Annotated in this window: 17 protein-coding genes; 9 read left to right on the forward strand and 8 right to left on the reverse strand. The window is 69.8% G+C overall.

All coding sequences use genetic code 11. The features are described from left to right. Window positions 1–2: 2 nt before the first annotated feature. The 7 genes from FG385_RS15875 to FG385_RS15905 are packed head-to-tail and all read right to left on the reverse strand — an operon-like array spanning window position 3 to window position 7,025. Window positions 3–1,172 (reverse strand): thiolase family protein, encoded by a 1,170-nt coding sequence (locus tag FG385_RS15875; RefSeq protein ID WP_139097512.1) that lies wholly within the window; start codon window positions 1,170–1,172, stop codon window positions 3–5. Then, window positions 1,169–2,509: an MFS transporter gene (locus FG385_RS15880; protein ID WP_139097513.1), complete on the reverse strand. Its 1,341-nt coding sequence runs from the start codon at window positions 2,507–2,509 to the stop codon at window positions 1,169–1,171. Before FG385_RS15880 ends, FG385_RS15875 begins: the two co-directional genes overlap by 4 nt. A gap of 29 nt (window positions 2,510–2,538) precedes the next feature. Further along, a complete protein-coding gene (locus tag FG385_RS15885) occupies window positions 2,539–3,339 on the reverse strand; it encodes a class II aldolase/adducin family protein (protein ID WP_268815929.1) in 801 nt (266 codons plus the stop codon). Window positions 3,340–3,353: 14 nt separating this feature from the next. Beyond that, entirely contained in the window at window positions 3,354–4,094 is a 741-nt protein-coding gene (locus FG385_RS15890; protein ID WP_139097515.1) for an SDR family NAD(P)-dependent oxidoreductase, read from the reverse strand. Beyond that, window positions 4,091–4,894: an enoyl-CoA hydratase/isomerase family protein gene (locus FG385_RS15895; RefSeq protein WP_139097516.1), complete on the reverse strand. Its 804-nt coding sequence runs from the start codon at window positions 4,892–4,894 to the stop codon at window positions 4,091–4,093. Before FG385_RS15895 ends, FG385_RS15890 begins: the two co-directional genes overlap by 4 nt. After that, window positions 4,891–5,652 (reverse strand): enoyl-CoA hydratase/isomerase family protein, encoded by a 762-nt coding sequence (locus FG385_RS15900; RefSeq protein WP_139097517.1) that lies wholly within the window; start codon window positions 5,650–5,652, stop codon window positions 4,891–4,893. The genes FG385_RS15895 and FG385_RS15900 overlap by 4 nt, the downstream gene beginning before the upstream one ends. Then, window positions 5,649–7,025: a phenylacetate--CoA ligase family protein gene (locus tag FG385_RS15905; protein WP_139097518.1), complete on the reverse strand. Its 1,377-nt coding sequence runs from the start codon at window positions 7,023–7,025 to the stop codon at window positions 5,649–5,651. The genes FG385_RS15900 and FG385_RS15905 overlap by 4 nt, the downstream gene beginning before the upstream one ends. A 165-nt stretch (window positions 7,026–7,190) precedes the next feature. Between FG385_RS15905 and FG385_RS15910 the strand changes: the two genes are divergently transcribed. The 6 genes from FG385_RS15910 (at window position 7,191) to fdxA (ending at window position 11,533) form a co-directional block, all read left to right on the forward strand. Further along, window positions 7,191–7,802: a TetR/AcrR family transcriptional regulator gene (locus FG385_RS15910; protein ID WP_139097519.1), complete on the forward strand. Its 612-nt coding sequence runs from the start codon at window positions 7,191–7,193 to the stop codon at window positions 7,800–7,802. A gap of 145 nt (window positions 7,803–7,947) precedes the next feature. Continuing rightward, window positions 7,948–9,222, forward strand: a complete 1,275-nt coding sequence (locus FG385_RS15915; protein WP_235022592.1) for an aromatic ring-hydroxylating oxygenase subunit alpha — start codon at window positions 7,948–7,950, stop codon at window positions 9,220–9,222. Beyond that, the gene (locus FG385_RS15920; RefSeq protein WP_139097521.1) at window positions 9,219–9,716 is read left to right on the forward strand and encodes an aromatic-ring-hydroxylating dioxygenase subunit beta; all 498 of its coding nucleotides are present in this window, start codon (window positions 9,219–9,221) and stop codon (window positions 9,714–9,716) included. The genes FG385_RS15915 and FG385_RS15920 overlap by 4 nt, the downstream gene beginning before the upstream one ends. Window positions 9,717–9,729: 13 nt before the next feature. After that, window positions 9,730–9,972 (forward strand): hypothetical protein, encoded by a 243-nt coding sequence (locus tag FG385_RS15925; RefSeq protein ID WP_139097522.1) that lies wholly within the window; start codon window positions 9,730–9,732, stop codon window positions 9,970–9,972. Further along, complete coding sequence (locus FG385_RS15930) at window positions 9,969–11,237, forward strand: FAD-dependent oxidoreductase (RefSeq protein ID WP_160148821.1); 1,269 nt, start codon at window positions 9,969–9,971, stop codon at window positions 11,235–11,237. Before FG385_RS15925 ends, FG385_RS15930 begins: the two co-directional genes overlap by 4 nt. Next, on the forward strand, window positions 11,225–11,533 hold the full coding sequence (gene fdxA, locus FG385_RS15935; protein ID WP_139097524.1) for a ferredoxin: 309 nt from the start codon (window positions 11,225–11,227) through the stop codon (window positions 11,531–11,533). The genes FG385_RS15930 and fdxA overlap by 13 nt, the downstream gene beginning before the upstream one ends. Here fdxA and FG385_RS15940 read toward each other — a convergent pair. After that, window positions 11,530–12,336, reverse strand: coding sequence for an LLM class flavin-dependent oxidoreductase (locus FG385_RS15940; RefSeq protein ID WP_139097525.1), 807 nt, complete (start codon window positions 12,334–12,336; stop codon window positions 11,530–11,532). The two genes, fdxA and FG385_RS15940, sit on opposite strands and share 4 nt — an antisense overlap. A gap of 78 nt (window positions 12,337–12,414) precedes the next feature. On the opposite strand from FG385_RS15940, the gene FG385_RS15945 reads away from it, so the two are divergent. From FG385_RS15945 to FG385_RS15955, 3 genes are read left to right on the forward strand one after another with little or no spacing between them, the layout of a single operon-like run. Further along, entirely contained in the window at window positions 12,415–12,603 is a 189-nt protein-coding gene (locus FG385_RS15945) for a hypothetical protein (RefSeq protein ID WP_139097526.1), read from the forward strand. Between the two features lie 58 nt (window positions 12,604–12,661). After that, entirely contained in the window at window positions 12,662–13,426 is a 765-nt protein-coding gene (locus tag FG385_RS15950; RefSeq protein WP_139097527.1) for a GntR family transcriptional regulator, read from the forward strand. Further along, window positions 13,426–14,370, forward strand: a complete 945-nt coding sequence (locus FG385_RS15955; RefSeq protein ID WP_139097528.1) for an ABC transporter permease — start codon at window positions 13,426–13,428, stop codon at window positions 14,368–14,370. The genes FG385_RS15950 and FG385_RS15955 overlap by 1 nt, the downstream gene beginning before the upstream one ends. Window positions 14,371–14,400: the final 30 nt, after the last annotated feature.

Here is a 14,400-nt window from a genome sequence, read left to right on the forward strand (position 1 = left end):
CGTCACGGCCTTTCGATGATCGTCGCGTTGGCCATGCCACCCGCCTCGCACATCGTCTGCAAGCCGAACCGCCCTCCGGTGGACTCCAGCACGTTGAGCAGGGTCACGAGCAGCCTCGTCCCGGAGGAGCCGAGCGCGTGGCCGAGCGCGATCGCGCCGCCGTGGATGTTCAGCCGCGCCGGGTCCGCGCCCGTTTCGCGCAGCCACGCGAGCGGAACGCACGCGAACGCCTCGTTGAGCTCGTACGCGTCGAGGTCACCGATGGTCATTCCGGCCCGGTCGAGCACCTTTCGGGTGGCCGGGATCGGTCCGGTGAGCATCAGCAGCGGGTCGTCCCCGACGACCGAGAACGCGTGGAACCGGGCCCGCGCGCACAACCCGAGCGATCGGGCCCTGCGCTCGCTCATGATCAGCACCGCGGACGCGCCATCGGTCAACGGAGACGAGTTGCCCGGGGTGACGTTCCACTCGATATCGGGAAACCGGGCGGCCATCTCGTCGGTCCGGAACGACGGCCTCAGCCCGGCGAGCGCGTCGGCCGTGGTGTCGTGGCGAACCGTCTCATCGACAACGAGACCGGGCGCCTCCGCCACGCCCGCCACCTCGGCCGCGAAGTCACCCGCGTGCCACGCCGCGGCGGCGCGCCGGTGCGACTCGGCGCTGAACTCGTCCAGCTCCGCACGGCCGAGCTTCCACCGTGCGGCAACGAGTTCGGCGGAGATCCCCTGGTGCACCAGCCCCTCGGGATAACGAGACGCGTGGCGCTCACCCATGCCCGGCGGCCGGGAGCTGCCGAGCTGGATCGTGCTCATCGATTCGACACCGGCGGCAATGACGATGTCGTACGCACCGGCCAGCACACCCTGCGCGGCGAACGCGGCGGCCTGCTGGCTCGACCCGCACTGCCGGTTGATCGTCGTGGCCGGCACCGACTCCGGCAGGCCGGCCGCGAGCGCCGCGGTGCGGGCGATGTTGCCCGACTGAGCACCGACCTGCTGCACACACCCGACGATGACGTCCTCGACCAGCGCGGGGTCGATACCCGTCCGTGCCACCACCGTCCGCAGCACACCGGCGAGCAGGTCGGCGGGATGGACCGACGCCAGTGCGCCACCGGTCTTGCCCTTGCCCGCCGGCGTGCGCACGGCCGCCACGATCACCGCGTCGCTCACCCGGCCACCTCCGCACCGGCCGTATCTACTATGGACACCGACTCCTCCCGTTCGCGCAGCGGCCGTTCCGACCACGCGAGCACACCCGCGAAGGTGATCAGGCAACCGACGACCATGTAGGCCGACACCGAGAGCGAGGTGCCCGTCGTGGCGAGGAGCCAGGCCGCCACCAGCGGGGCGAAGCCGCCCCCGATCACCGCACCGAGCGCGTAGGCCAGCGACGCCCCGCTGTAGCGCACGGCGGCCGGGAAGAGTTCCGCGTACGCGGCCGCCTGCGGGCCGTAGGTCACTCCGAGCCCGAAGGCCAGCCCGAACACCGCGAGCAGCATCCACGGCAGCGAACCGGTGTCCAGCAGCAGGAACATCGGAAACGACCATGCCGCGAGCGCGACGGTACCGAGCAGGTACGTGCGGCGCCGCCCGAGGCGGTCGGACCACCTGGCCCCGAGCACCGTCCACAATGCCCACGACAGCGCGCCCACCACGCCGACCAGCAACATCGCCGAGCGGCTCACGTGCAGCTTCTGCGTTCCGTAGGAGCCGATGAACGCGATCAGGAGGTAGCCACAGAGGTTGACGCCGACGAACAGCGCCGAGGCGACGACGACCGCGCGCAGATGGGTCCGCACCAACACCGCGAGTGGCGCGCTGCGACGCGCTCTGGTCCGGCGCAACTCCGCGAACACCGGCGTCTCCGCGACCCGGGCACGGATCACGAGCCCCACCGCGACCAGCACGACGCTGAGCAGGAACGGGATGCGCCAGCCCCAGGCCAGGAACTGCTCCGGTGTCGTGGCGGCCGAGACGGCCAGCAGCACCAGATTGGCCAGTACCAGACCGAACGGCCCGCCCAGTTGCGGGAACGCCCCGAACAGGCCCCGGCGGCCGGGTGGCGCGTGCTCGACGGCAAGCAGCGCGGCACCGCCCCATTCGCCGCCGGCGGAAATCCCTTGCAGGAAGCGCAGGACGACCAGCAGCACCGGGGCGGTGACCCCGATGGCGGCGTACCCGGGGAGCAGGCCGATGGCGGTCGTCGAGCCGCCCATCAGGATCAGGGTCGCCACCAGCATCGCCCGGCGGCCGAAAAGATCACCGAGATGCCCGGCGACGATGCCACCGAGCGGCCGGGCGAGGAAGCTGACGCCGACCGTGGCGAACGACGCGAGCAGCGCCGAAGCCGGTTCCAGGCCGGGAAAGAACAGCTTGTCGAACACCAGGCCGGCGGCGGCGGCGAAGACCAGGAAGTCGTACCACTCGATGGTGGTGCCGACCAGGCTGGCCCACGCGACGCGCCGCAGGTGCGGGGTGACGGCGGTCGTGGGCTGGGTGGGGTTCATCGGCACTCCTCTGGGCCGGGGACGGGGACTCAGTCGAGGACGTCGGGCTGGTTGCGGACGATCTCCTGATACAGCGGCTGGAAGCTGAACCAGGCCGCCCGGGGCGTGCCCATGGTGTCGCGGACGGCGCGCGCGTCCTCCGGTTCGGCCGGCCGCGGCGACCCGGCGGATTCGGCGAGGAACTGCACATGCGCGCTGTGCTCGAACGCGATGAACCACCAGGCGGCCTCGTCCACGCTCTGCCCGACGGTCACGACGCCGTGATTGCGCAGCACGGCCGCGCGATGCGGGCCGAGATCCTGCGCGATCGCCTTGGCCTTGAGGTCCTCGAGCGTCACACCGGTGTGCTCGTCGTGGATCACGTGATCTTCGAAGAACATGCAGCCTTCGTTGGTGAGCGGCTGCAGCGGACGGTTCATCGCCGACCATGCCGATCCGTACACGCTGTGGGCATGCGCGGCCGCGACCACGTCCGGCCGGGCGGCGTGCACCTCCGAGTGGATCCGGAACGCGGCGGTGTTGAGGATCCCGTCGCCTGCCACGACGCGGCCGTCGTGGTCGACGAGGATCAGGTCGGAGGCCCGCATCGCGCCGAAGTGCAGCCCGAACGGGTTGACCCAGAACCGGTCCGGATATTCGGGATCGCGCGCGGTGATGTGGCCGGCCACCCCCATGTCGAAGCCGAACCGGGCGAAGACCCGCAGTGCGACGGCAAGCCGCTGTTTGCGGTCCAGGCGCTCCTGTTCGACCGAGCCGAACGCAGGCGGTTCGGCGAAGATCATCTTGGTCGGCGTCTGCGTCATGACGGAACTCCTTGCTGGCAGTGACAGTTCGAGCGGCGGGTTTACGACCCGAGCCCCATGCCGCCGGAGACACCGAGCGTCTCCGCGGTGATGTACGAAGCCTCCGGGGAGGCGAGGAAGGCAACACCGGCCGCGATCTCCTGCGGCGAGCCGAGCCTGCCGAGCTGGGTCCCGGCGACCATGGCGGCGAGTAGCGCGGCGCCACGCTCCCCCCTGTCCCGGATGGCTTGCACCATCGGGGTTTCGGTGGGACCGGGCGCGACGCAGTTGGCGGTGATCGCGAACCTCGCGTTCTCCCGTGCGATGGACTTGGTGAACCCGATCAGCGCTGCCTTCGAGGTGGCGTACACGGCGTTGCCCTTGGCGCCGATGCGCCCGGCCTCCGAGGTCACCGTGACGATGCGGCCGTACCGGCGCGCCTGCATACCGGGCAGCACGGCCTGGGTGCAGGCCAGCACGCCTTCGACATTGACCGCCAGCGTCCGGCGCCAGCGCGCGGGCGGCACGTCGGTGAACCACCCGAAGTCGTCGATACCGGCGTTGTTGACCAGAACGTCGAACGGTTCACCGCCCAGTGACTGGTGCACGGCCGTGGGGTCGGTGACGTCGAGCGTCACAGCGGTCCCGCCGATGTCGGCGGCCGTCTTGGCCGCGCCGCCGGCGTCGACGTCGGCGGCAAGCACACGGGCGCCTTCGTCCGCGAGCCTGCGCGCGATCGCCGCCCCGATGCCGCTCCCGGCTCCGGTGACCACCGCCCGCTGCCCGGCGAAACGGCCGTTCATCGGCCGGTGAAGGTCGGTTCACGGCGCTCGATCACCGCGGCGAGCCCCTCCCGCGCGTCGGCGGTACCGGACAGCTCGGCGACGGTGCGCGCCTCGTCGGGCAGGGCATCTTCGATGGATCGGCCGACGCCGTCCCACATCAGGCGTTTGGTCGCCGCGATCGCCTTCGGGGCGCCGGCGGCGAGCGTGCGCGCCAGGTCGAGCGCCCGTTTGGCGAGCTCGGCGTCGGGCACGACCTCGGTGACGATGCCGAGTTCGTGCGCCTCCGCCGCGGTCAGGCGCGGGTTCGTCAGCACGATCCGCATCGCCTCGCGGATCCCGACGATCCGGCTGAGGGTCACCGTCGTGCCGGCGTCGGGCGCCATTCCGACGGCGGTGGCCGCGGGCAGGAAGCGGGCGCGCTCCGTGGCGAGCACGAAGTCCGCCGCGCACACCAGGCCGAACCCGCCACCACCTGCCGCGAAGCCGTCCACGGCGGCGATCACGGGGGCGGGTAACCGGATCATCGCCGAGACCGACACCTGCAACCACGAGGTGACCTCGCGGAGGTAGTCCGGCAGCCCGGGACCTTTCGACGCGAAGTCCCGCACGTCCCCGCCGCCGCTGAAATGCCTGCCGTTGCCGCTGATGATCAGCGCACGCAGGTCGGGCCGGCGGTGGCACGCCATCATGGCCTCGTAGAAGGAGCGCAGGAAACCGACGGACATGCCGTTGGCCGCGTCGGGCCGGTTCATCCGCAGGGTGGCCACGCCATCGGCGATATCGAGCAGGACGTCGCCGTCGGCGATCACGGCGGTCATGTGGTCACCTTTCGTCGGGTGAAGGCGCCGAAGGCCGCCTGGCCCTCGGCCTCGAGATGGTCGAGTACGCGCGTGGTCTCGACCGGCAGCCCCGCGTCGAGGGGATGTTCGAGGGCGCGATCGACGAGGAATTTGCTGTGCGCCATCGCGGCGGGCGGGTTGGCCACCAGCCGCTCGACGAGTGAGTCCACCTCCTCGTCGAACCGGCCGGGTTCGGCGGCCCGGTACGCCAGCCCCCACGCGACCGCTTGCGCGCCACTGATTTCGTCGCCGGTCAGGATCAGCCCCATCGCGCGCTGGCGTCCTACGATGCGCGGCAGGCGCTGGGTGCTTCCACCGCCGGGAACCTGGCCGAACCGGCTGTGGATGTCCGAGATCCGGGCGTCCGTGCGCACCACCGCGATGTCGCAGGCCTGCATCAGCTCGAAGCCACCGGCAACCGCGTGCCCGTGCACCGCGGCGACCACCGGAACCGGTGCCGACGTGATGGTGGTCAGCGCACGCCGGAACTCCGTGAACAGCTCGGCCATCGCGGCGCGGCCACGCGCGTGCAGGGTGGCGAGCGCGCCCACGTCCCCGCCGGCACAGAAGTCCGCACCCGCGCCGCGGATCACGATGACCCGGACCTCGCGCGCCAAGGCTTCGACCGCGGCGGCAAGCTCGCGCGCGAGCTCGACGGTGACCGCGTTGCGGGCTTGTGGCCGGTTCAGCAGGACGTGCCCGACTGATCCCTCGGTTCGCTGTCGGACCTGGGTCACGTCGTGACCGCCGTTGTCCTCGGGTCGAGCTCGACCAGCGGAGCCACCGCGCCGAACTCTTCGACGGTCAGCACTCGCCGCGCCTTACCCTCGTATCGGGGCAGTTCCCCATCGCCCGCGGCGACCACGGGCAGCCGGATGCCGAGCCGGTCGGACAGCCGGTCGGACAGTTCGGGAACCGCGGTCTCGCGCAGGGCGTGGGCGATCTCGACGACGACCGTGGCCTCCGTCGCCCGCAGACCGTCCGGATCCTTGTCCACCACCAGCTGCCAGCCCGCCCCGATGTCGGCGACGGCGGACACGACGTCCTCCACCTGCGAAGGCATCACGAGACTGCCGCGGACCTTGAGGACATCGTCGGTGCGCCCGGAGATCCAGCTGATCTTCGGATGTCCACGACGGCCGCACGGGCAGTCGTAGGCGTCCGGGGCCCAGGAAGTGAGATCGCGGGTACGCCACCGCACCATCGGCGAGCCTTCCCGCTGCAGGGTGGTGACCACGAGCTCACCCAGCACGTCCGGTTCCGTGACCGGTTCGCCGGACTCGGGGTCGATGATCTCGATCAGGTAGTGGTCCGACCAGACGTGGAAGGTGCCCTGTTCACGCGAGTACGCACACGTGCCCGCGACGAACGGGCCGCCCAGTTCCGTTGTGCCGTAAGTGTTGTGCGGGCGGAAGCCGGGCGGCATCGCCTCGGACAACCGCGCCATCGCCGCCGGGCTCATCGTTTCCCCACCGAAGATCCCGATCCGCAGGCGCCAGTCGGCCGCCGGATCGATGCCGGCCTCGCGGGCCCGTTCGACGAGCAGCAGAGCGAAGGTCGGCGTGCACGAGATGACGGTGACGCCGAGGTCCCGGAGGCGCTCGACCGCCAGCGTCGTCCGTCCCGGTCCCGCCGGAAACGCGGTGACTCCGACCTGTTCATAGGCGCGGTCCAGGGAGCTGCCGCCGATCCACAGCCCGTAGCCGTAGCACTGCCAGGCGATGTCGTCGGACCGCACGCCCATCGCGGTGAGGTTTCGCGCACCCAGCTCACCGATGTTGTCCAGGTCCTGACGGGTGAACGCGATGTGGCAGGGCAGCCCCGTCGTGCCCGTCGTGGCGTTGAGTCGCACGATGTCGGCACGCCGGGCGGCCTGCACTCCCCATGGCTGCAGTTCGCGCAGTTGCGCCTTGTCCATGAAGGGGACGCCGGCGAGATCCTCCGCCGTGCGAACCGCGGCCACGTCGACTCCTGCTTCGGCAAGCCGGTCGCGGTAGTGCGGCACGCGCAGGGCGGTCCGCAAGGTCCGCCGCAGCCCGTCCTGCTGAAGGAGCTGGATCTCCTCAGGTGCGGCGGTCTCGAGCGCCGGAGACCAGTAGGTGGTGGTCACGGATGGCCCCTTTGCCAGTCAGTCTCAGTTAATCAACCGATCGTTCGGATAGTAGACTGACATCGGCCGCCCGATTCCGTCAAGGCACAAAAGCGGAACCGGGGGCCGCGACTATCGTTGACCGGTGGGCGCCGGACCCGTCGGCGCCGAACGAGGAGGTAAGCGTTGGCGCGCGTCAGCAACTCCGTCCGCCCGCCGTTCCGCACCGACCAGATCGTCGACATCGCGGTGGACGTCTTCCTGGAGCGCGGCTATGACGCGACCTCGATGGGCGACCTCGCGAAGGCCGCCGGCATCACGAAATCGAGCTTCTACCACCACGTCAGCTCCAAGGAAGAGCTGTTCGAACTCGGTGTCGGGCGCGCACTGGACGCGCTGTTCGGCGTGCTCAAGGAACCCGAAGCGCTGACCGGACCGGCCGTGGACCGGGTGCGGCACATCATCCGGCGGATGGTGAAGATCATCACCGCGCGCCTTCCCGAGGTCGCACTCCTCGTCCGCGCCCACGGCAACACCGCAGCGGAGGAGCGCGCGATGCGCCGCCGCAGGCAGTTCGACCAGGCGATGACCGATCTGGTCGAGCAAGCCGTGCGCGACGGCGACCTGCGGCTGAACATGGAGCCGGGACTGTTCTCCCGGTTGGCACTGGGCGCGGCCGTTTCCGTGGTCGGGTGGTACCGGCCGACCGGACGCGTCACGGCGGAGCAACTGACGGACGCGGTCGAACGCCTGATCTTCGACTGCCCGGTTGCCACCCCCGCCACCAGGACGCGCTGAGCCGCCGACCGCTCGCCTGCCACTGTTGCCACACCCCTTGAAATGAACCGAACGTTCGGTAATGATGGGAGAGTCGGAGGCAGCGCGACTGCCCGGCGCCACGTCTTGGTGATGCCCTCCCCGGCACCGCTCGAAGGAGATGCTGATGACCGCGCCCACCGTCGGACGCCCGGACTACGCACGACTCATCCAGGCCGACCGGGTCCACGGTTCGCTCTACACCGACCCCCGGATCTTCGCCGACGAGCTCGCCAGGATCTGGTACCGGACCTGGGTCTACGTCGGTCACGAAAGCGAAGTACCCGAACCGGATGACTACGCGGTCAAGAACATCGGGCCGCAGTCGATCATCATGACCCGGGACCGGCACGGCACCATCCATCTGCTGCTCAACCGCTGCAGCCACCGGGCCAACCAGCTCTGCGAGGCCGCGCGGGGCAACACCGGCGCGCTGCGCTGCCAGTACCACGGCTGGACCTTCGGCACCGACGGCGCACTCCTGGGCTACCCCTTCCGGCAGGGCTACAACGGCAACGAGGCCAAAGCCGCGCTCGGGCTCGGCCGCGTCGCCAGGGTCGACTCCTACCGCGGGTTCGTTTTCGGCAGCTTCGCCACCGAGGGTCCGACCCTCCGTGAGCACCTCGGCGCCGCGGCCGGCGTGCTCGACCGCGTCGTCCGCCTCTCCCCCGACAACGAGGTGCAGCTGACCGCCGGCTGGCTGCAACACGAGGTTCGGGCCAACTGGAAGATGCTGGTGGAGAACGAGACCGACGGCTACCACCCCCAGTTCGTGCACGCCTCGATCTTCGAAGTCGGTGAGAGCCACGTGGCCGCGATGTACAGCGAGAAGTCCGCGGCCACGGCGCGGGACCTCGGCGGCGGGCACACCGAACACGACCTCCGGCCGCAGTTTCGCGCCGAGGACGTGCCGCTGGGCTGGTTCGGCACCACCGAGGACCGCCTCCCTGGCTACGTGCGCACGATGCGGGCGGCGCACGGTGACACGACGGCCCGAGAGATCCTGGTCGACGGCTCGCCCCACGTGATGATCTTCCCGAACCTGTTCATCGCCGAGATCCAGATGTTCGTCATCCAGCCGGTCAGCGTCGATCACACGATCCAGCACGTGACGCCACTCCAGTTCAAGGGTGCCCCGGACCTCAACAGGCGGCTCCTCCATCAGGTCCGCGGTTCTGTTGGGCCCGCCGGGTTCCTGCTCGCCGACGACTCCGAGATGTACGAGCGCAACCAGCGCGGGGTGGTGAGCCGGGCGCCGGAATGGCTCGTTCTGCGGCGCGGGCTGCACCGGGAACGGATCGACGCGGAGGGCCACCTCGCCGGCGCGGCGACGGACGAAACGACGCAACGCGGCATCTGGCGTCATATCAGGCAACTGATGACGGAAGGCGAGCAGGCATGACCGCGCCCGCCACAACCGGTGCGATCACCCGTCAAGACGCGGAGCAGTTCCTGTATGCCGAGGCGCGCCTCGCCGACGAGTGCCGCTACGACGAGTGGGAAGCGCTCTGGACCGACGACGCCCTCTATTGGGTACCGGCCGGCGCCGACTCACTGTCCGATCCGGACAGTCACATCTCCGTGATCTACGACCACCGTTCCCGGATCGCACTGCGGGTCGCTCAGCTCAAGACCGGAAAGCGGCACTCGCAGGATCCGGCGAGCAGCGTCGCCCACCTGATCTCCAATGTGGAACTGACCGGCGCCGTCGAGCACGGCGTCGAAACCCGCGCCACCTTCATCGCGGTCGAGTCCCGCGTCCGCGGCCTGACGACCTGGGCCGGGACGGTTCGGCACACGCTCATCAGGGTCGGCGGCCGCATCCGGATGTCCCGCAAGGTCGTCCTGCTGGTCAACCGCGATCAGCCCATCCCGACCATGTCGTTCCTCATCTGAGCTGGAGCCAGGTATGCACGTCATCGCCAACGAGTTCGCGTCGGTAACGGTGTCGGTCGATCACGAGGGCAACGACACCCGGCTGTGCATTGTGGACAACAACACCGGCCACACCGCGTATTTCGACGCGCTGCTGCTCGAAACGCTCGTCTGGGCACCAGAATCGGTACTGCGCAAGCTGCTCGACCCGTCACTGCACCGATGGTCCGCCGAACCCGGACCGGCCGATCCCTCGGCTCCGGGGAGTCCCGGATGACGCACATCGCCGTAGCCGGCGCCGGGCCGTCCGGGATCTTCGCGACCGCGGCACTGCTCAAACGCGACGATGTCCGGGTCGACGTTTTCGACCGCAGCCCGACACCGTTCGGCCTAGTCCGGTACGGTGTCGCCCCGGATCATCTGAAGATCAAGTCCGTGGCGCGCACCCTGCACCGGACGATGTCGGACCCTCGCGTGACGTTTCGGGGAAACGTCACGCTCGGCCGGGACCTCGCGCTGGACGAGCTCCAACGCGAGTACGCCGCCGTCGTGCTCGCCACGGGCGCCCCGCGGGCGCGGCGACTGGACATCCCGGGCGAAGACCTGCCGGGTCATATCAGCGCGAGCACGCTGGTCGACTGGTACAACGGCCGGCCCGCGGTCCGCAAAGGCCAAAACGCCGAAAGGGTCGTCGTCATCGGCGCCGGCAACGTCGCACTCGACATCGCGCGTGTCCTGCTCCGAGGACGCCGCGGACTCGCCCACACCGACGTCACCGACACGGTTCTCCAGGCACTCGACCGGAATCCCGTCCGTGACCTGCGGGTGCTCGTCCGCCGCGGCGTGGCCGGCACGAAGTTCACCCCGGCGGAACTGCTCGAGTTGGACAAGCTGCCGGACCTCGATATCGCCGTCGACCCGGGCGAGCTCACGCTGACCGCGGATGACCGTCGGCGTTACGAAACAGACCGGGCCGTTGCTGCCCGCGTCGAGGTGTTCCGGCGGTGGAGCACCCGACCCCGAACCGGTGCGCGCCGCCGCCTGACGTTCCGCTTCCGGCAGGAACCGGAAGCACTCACCGGAGCCGACCGCGTCGAGGCAGTTCTCTTGCGTGGTGGTGAATGCGTTCCCGCCGATCTTGTCGTCAGCGCGATCGGGTACCGCGGCGCCCCGCTGGACGGCGCGCCCTTCGACGAAGCGCTCGGCCGGATCCCACATGTTCGTGGCCGCGTCCGCCCAGGCCTGTACACCACCGGTTGGGCCAAGCGCGGGCCGTCGGGCGTGATCGGCACGAACAAGGCTTGTGCCATCGAGACGGTGAAGACCCTCCTCGCCGACCTGGGCGCCGACGGCCGCACACCGGACATCGACGCCGTCCTCGCCGCGAAGGGCGTCCGGGTCGTCACCTGGCCCGGTTGGCTGGCGATCGACGAGGCCGAGATCGTGCTCGGCGCCCGGAACGACCGCACTCGAACCAAGATCGACGATCTGGCCCGTCTGGTCGAGATCGGTGCCGAAGGAGGACGGACATGGCCTACGTGATCACCGAGGGGTGCCTCGACATCATGGACCGCAGCTGTCTGGATCAATGTCCGGTCGACTGCATCCAGCAGGGCGAGCGGATGCTCTACATCAACCCCGACGACTGCATCGACTGCGGGGCCTGCGAATCCGTGTGCCCGCAAGGCGCGATCTTCTTCGACGAAGAGCTCCCCGCCGACCGCCAGCGCTTCCGCGACATCAACGCCGGTGTCTTCGCCTTGGGACTCGAACCGGGTGCCGACCACCCCGTCGTCGCCGCCGGCGGCCACCGCAGCACAATGGACCGTCCCAGCTAACGTCCGGCGAGCTTGGCGACGACGGGGGCGAGCTTGTCGGCGAAGTCGGCGCCGAAGACGAAATAGGAGAAGCCGATCTCCTCCCGTCGCCGCTGGATTTCCTCGGCGGCGGCCGCCGGGTCATCCGGAAGTATGGCCAGCGAGTCCGCGGCGCGGACCGCGGCAGGGTCGGCGCCGGGAGGCGCCATGAACGGTGCGCGTGCGTCGCCGACAAAGGGCACGTGGAGCGCGAGCTCGAGGTCCCGGACGGCGAGGAAGTCGCGTGCCAGCCGCGCGATTTCGCCCCGGGGCTCATCCGGCATCTGCGTGAAGGTGACCGTGTCCGCGACCTCGGCCGCCAGCGCCCGGGCGTTCGGACCGCGCACGGCGATCGTCACAGGAGTGTGACGGTCGGGGCCGTCGAGATCTCGCAGCGCCCTGACGGTCTCACGCACCTGTCCCAGCCGCTCACCCGGCGGGACAATGGGCAGTCCCTTTTCGCGGAGCTCGTCCTCGATTCCCGGCCTTCCGGTGCCGATGCCCAGCTCGAAGCGACCGTCGGTGAGGACCGACAGCGAGTGCGCTTCCCACGCCGTCATCCAGGCCGGGCGTATCGGGGAGGCGTACACCCACGTGCCCACGCGCAGGTCGGCCAGTGCCGCGGCGGTGGCCAGCGTGGGGCCAGGCGCCGGTTGCCATTGCGGGACGTCGGGCATCAGCAGCGTCGAGTAGCCGCTGTCGGCGACACGGCGGACGCAGGCCCGCCACGTCGGCAGGTCAGTTGTGATCGGGGCAACGACCCCGAACCGAAACGGTCTCGTCATGCCTGAATCCCTCCACCTGGGGACATCCCCTCCGGTACATCCAGAGGTACTGACGACGGATCCACCCGAAACTCATCGGTGCGGCGCGAAGAAGTCGGTGAGGGCGGCGAGCATCACGTCGGGTGCTTCCTCGGCGGGACGTGGCCGCAGCCGGAAATCACGGTGCCGCTCTTCCGGCCGGACGGAACGACCATCCCGCGTTTCGACTCGCCGGCACCCGAGTTCGCGCAGGTCAAAGCCGGTGACGCGATCATTCTCCCGGCTTAACGACGGCGTTACGCTTCCGGCCTTCCGGTCGAATCGGATGTCGATGCACTCTAACCGCATGAAGCAGGCCAGAATGGACCCCCGGACCAAACGCCGCCTGGGCGCTGCCCGCCGGGTACGGGACCTGCTCCGGGCGGCCATCGTGCACGAGGAGTTCCCCGCCGGCGCGCTGCCCGGCGAGGCCGAACTCATGCTGGCCTTTTCTGCCAGCCGTCAGGTTATCCGGGACGCGCTGGCGCTGCTTCGCGAGGAGGGTCTCGTCAAGCGCGTGCAGGGGACGGGCACCTTTTCCGTCGCCTCCAAGGTGCGCCACTCCTTCAGCCACCTGCACGGTCCGGAACCCGCGATGGAGCGGGTGTCCCACCGGATTCTCGCGATCAGCAAGGAGACCGCGGCGCCACGAGTCGCGGACCGGCTCTGCCTCCGCCCCGGCACCGAATGCGGCGTCGTCGAGTACCTCGCCGTACTCGGCGCCGAACCGTACTACGCCTGCACCGCCTATGTACCGCTCCCGCTGGTGGGCGTGGTCAAGCACGGGCAGGCGGTGAGCGAGTGGTACGCCGTCTACGAGCTGGCCGGGTTCGAGCTCGGCGTCACCGATCAGGCCGTGGAAGCGATCCTCGCCGACGACGACGCGGCCGCGTTGCTCGAGGTCCCGCCCGGCGCCCCGCTGATGCTGTTCGAACGGCTCGTCCGCGATCACACGGGACGGCCGCTCGAGTACGCCTTCGCCAGGGTGCGAGGCGACCGCATCGCGTTACTGGCCCAACTTCCCCGTCACCGCTGGCAGCGCCGCCGGCATCAGTCCGCGCTGGAGGCGTGATGGCCGGCTATCTCGGACGGCGGCTGCTGATGACGATCCCGATCCTCATCGGCGTGTCCATCGTCATCTTCGTCACCATCAAGATCATTCCGGGCGACCCGGTCGCCTCGATGCTCGGGCCGACCGGCAGCCCCGAGGCCAGGGCCGCGCTGCACGCGCGGCTCGGGCTCGACGATCCCCTGCCGGTGCAGTACTTCTCGTGGCTCTCGCACAGCATCACCGGCGACTTCGGCACGAGTATCGCCCGGCACGACGCGGTCGCGCCGATCGTGTTCGACGCACTGGTGAACACGCTCATCCTCACCGTCGCCGCCGGGGCGCTCGCGATCGTGCTCGGCCTCGCCATCGGCGCGCTGACCGGCCTGCGCCGCACCGGGATCGCGGCGCGGATCGGCAACGCGTTCGCGCTGTTCTCGATCTCCGTACCGCAGTACTCCATCGGCCTGCTGCTGATCATCTACCTTGCCTCGAACGCGGGCCTGTTCCCGGTCAGCGGCATGCACAACCCGAACGGCGACGGCGGCTTCGTGGACCTGTTCAACCATCTCATCCTGCCGGCCGTCACCGCGGCACTCGTGCCGGCCGGGATCATCGCGCGGATGTTCCGCTCGTCCGTGCTCGACGTGATGAGCATGGACTTCATCGAGGCGCTCACCGCGCGCGGGCTGTCACGGGCCAGGGTGATGCGGCACGCGTTCCACAACACGGTGCCGTCGCTGCTGACGGTCGCCGGCCTGCAGATCGGTTACCTCCTCGGCGGGGTCGTGTTCGTCGAGGCCGTGTTCGCCTGGCCCGGGATCGGGTTGCTCGTCTACCAGTCGATCACCCAGCGGGACCTGCCGGTCATCCAGGCCGGGGTGCTCGTCTCCGCGTTCGCGTTCGTGCTCATCAACCTCGTGGTCGACGCGCTGCACGGGCTTGTCGACCCCCGCATCCGTACCTGACGGCAGCGTCGCCGGTCCCCCGTCCACGAA

This window comes from Amycolatopsis alkalitolerans (genome assembly GCF_006152065.1).
In the GTDB taxonomy this organism is placed as follows: Bacteria; Actinomycetota; Actinomycetes; order Mycobacteriales; family Pseudonocardiaceae; genus Amycolatopsis_E; species Amycolatopsis_E alkalitolerans.

Coding starts and splice junctions, on each gene's coding strand:
- FG385_RS15950 (WP_139097527.1), top strand. CDS start 12,662: ATGAAGCAGGCCAGAATGGACCCCCGGACCAAACGCCGCCTGGGCGCT.
- fdxA (WP_139097524.1), top strand. CDS start 11,225: ATGGCCTACGTGATCACCGAGGGGTGCCTCGACATCATGGACCGCAGC.
- FG385_RS15920 (WP_139097521.1), top strand. CDS start 9,219: ATGACCGCGCCCGCCACAACCGGTGCGATCACCCGTCAAGACGCGGAG.
- FG385_RS15930 (WP_160148821.1), top strand. CDS start 9,969: ATGACGCACATCGCCGTAGCCGGCGCCGGGCCGTCCGGGATCTTCGCG.
- FG385_RS15895 (WP_139097516.1), bottom strand. CDS start 4,894: ATGACCGCCGTGATCGCCGACGGCGACGTCCTGCTCGATATCGCCGAT.
- FG385_RS15940 (WP_139097525.1), bottom strand. CDS start 12,336: ATGACGAGACCGTTTCGGTTCGGGGTCGTTGCCCCGATCACAACTGAC.
- FG385_RS15925 (WP_139097522.1), top strand. CDS start 9,730: ATGCACGTCATCGCCAACGAGTTCGCGTCGGTAACGGTGTCGGTCGAT.
- FG385_RS15880 (WP_139097513.1), bottom strand. CDS start 2,509: ATGAACCCCACCCAGCCCACGACCGCCGTCACCCCGCACCTGCGGCGC.
- FG385_RS15955 (WP_139097528.1), top strand. CDS start 13,426: ATGGCCGGCTATCTCGGACGGCGGCTGCTGATGACGATCCCGATCCTC.
- FG385_RS15915 (WP_235022592.1), top strand. CDS start 7,948: ATGACCGCGCCCACCGTCGGACGCCCGGACTACGCACGACTCATCCAG.
- FG385_RS15890 (WP_139097515.1), bottom strand. CDS start 4,094: ATGAACGGCCGTTTCGCCGGGCAGCGGGCGGTGGTCACCGGAGCCGGG.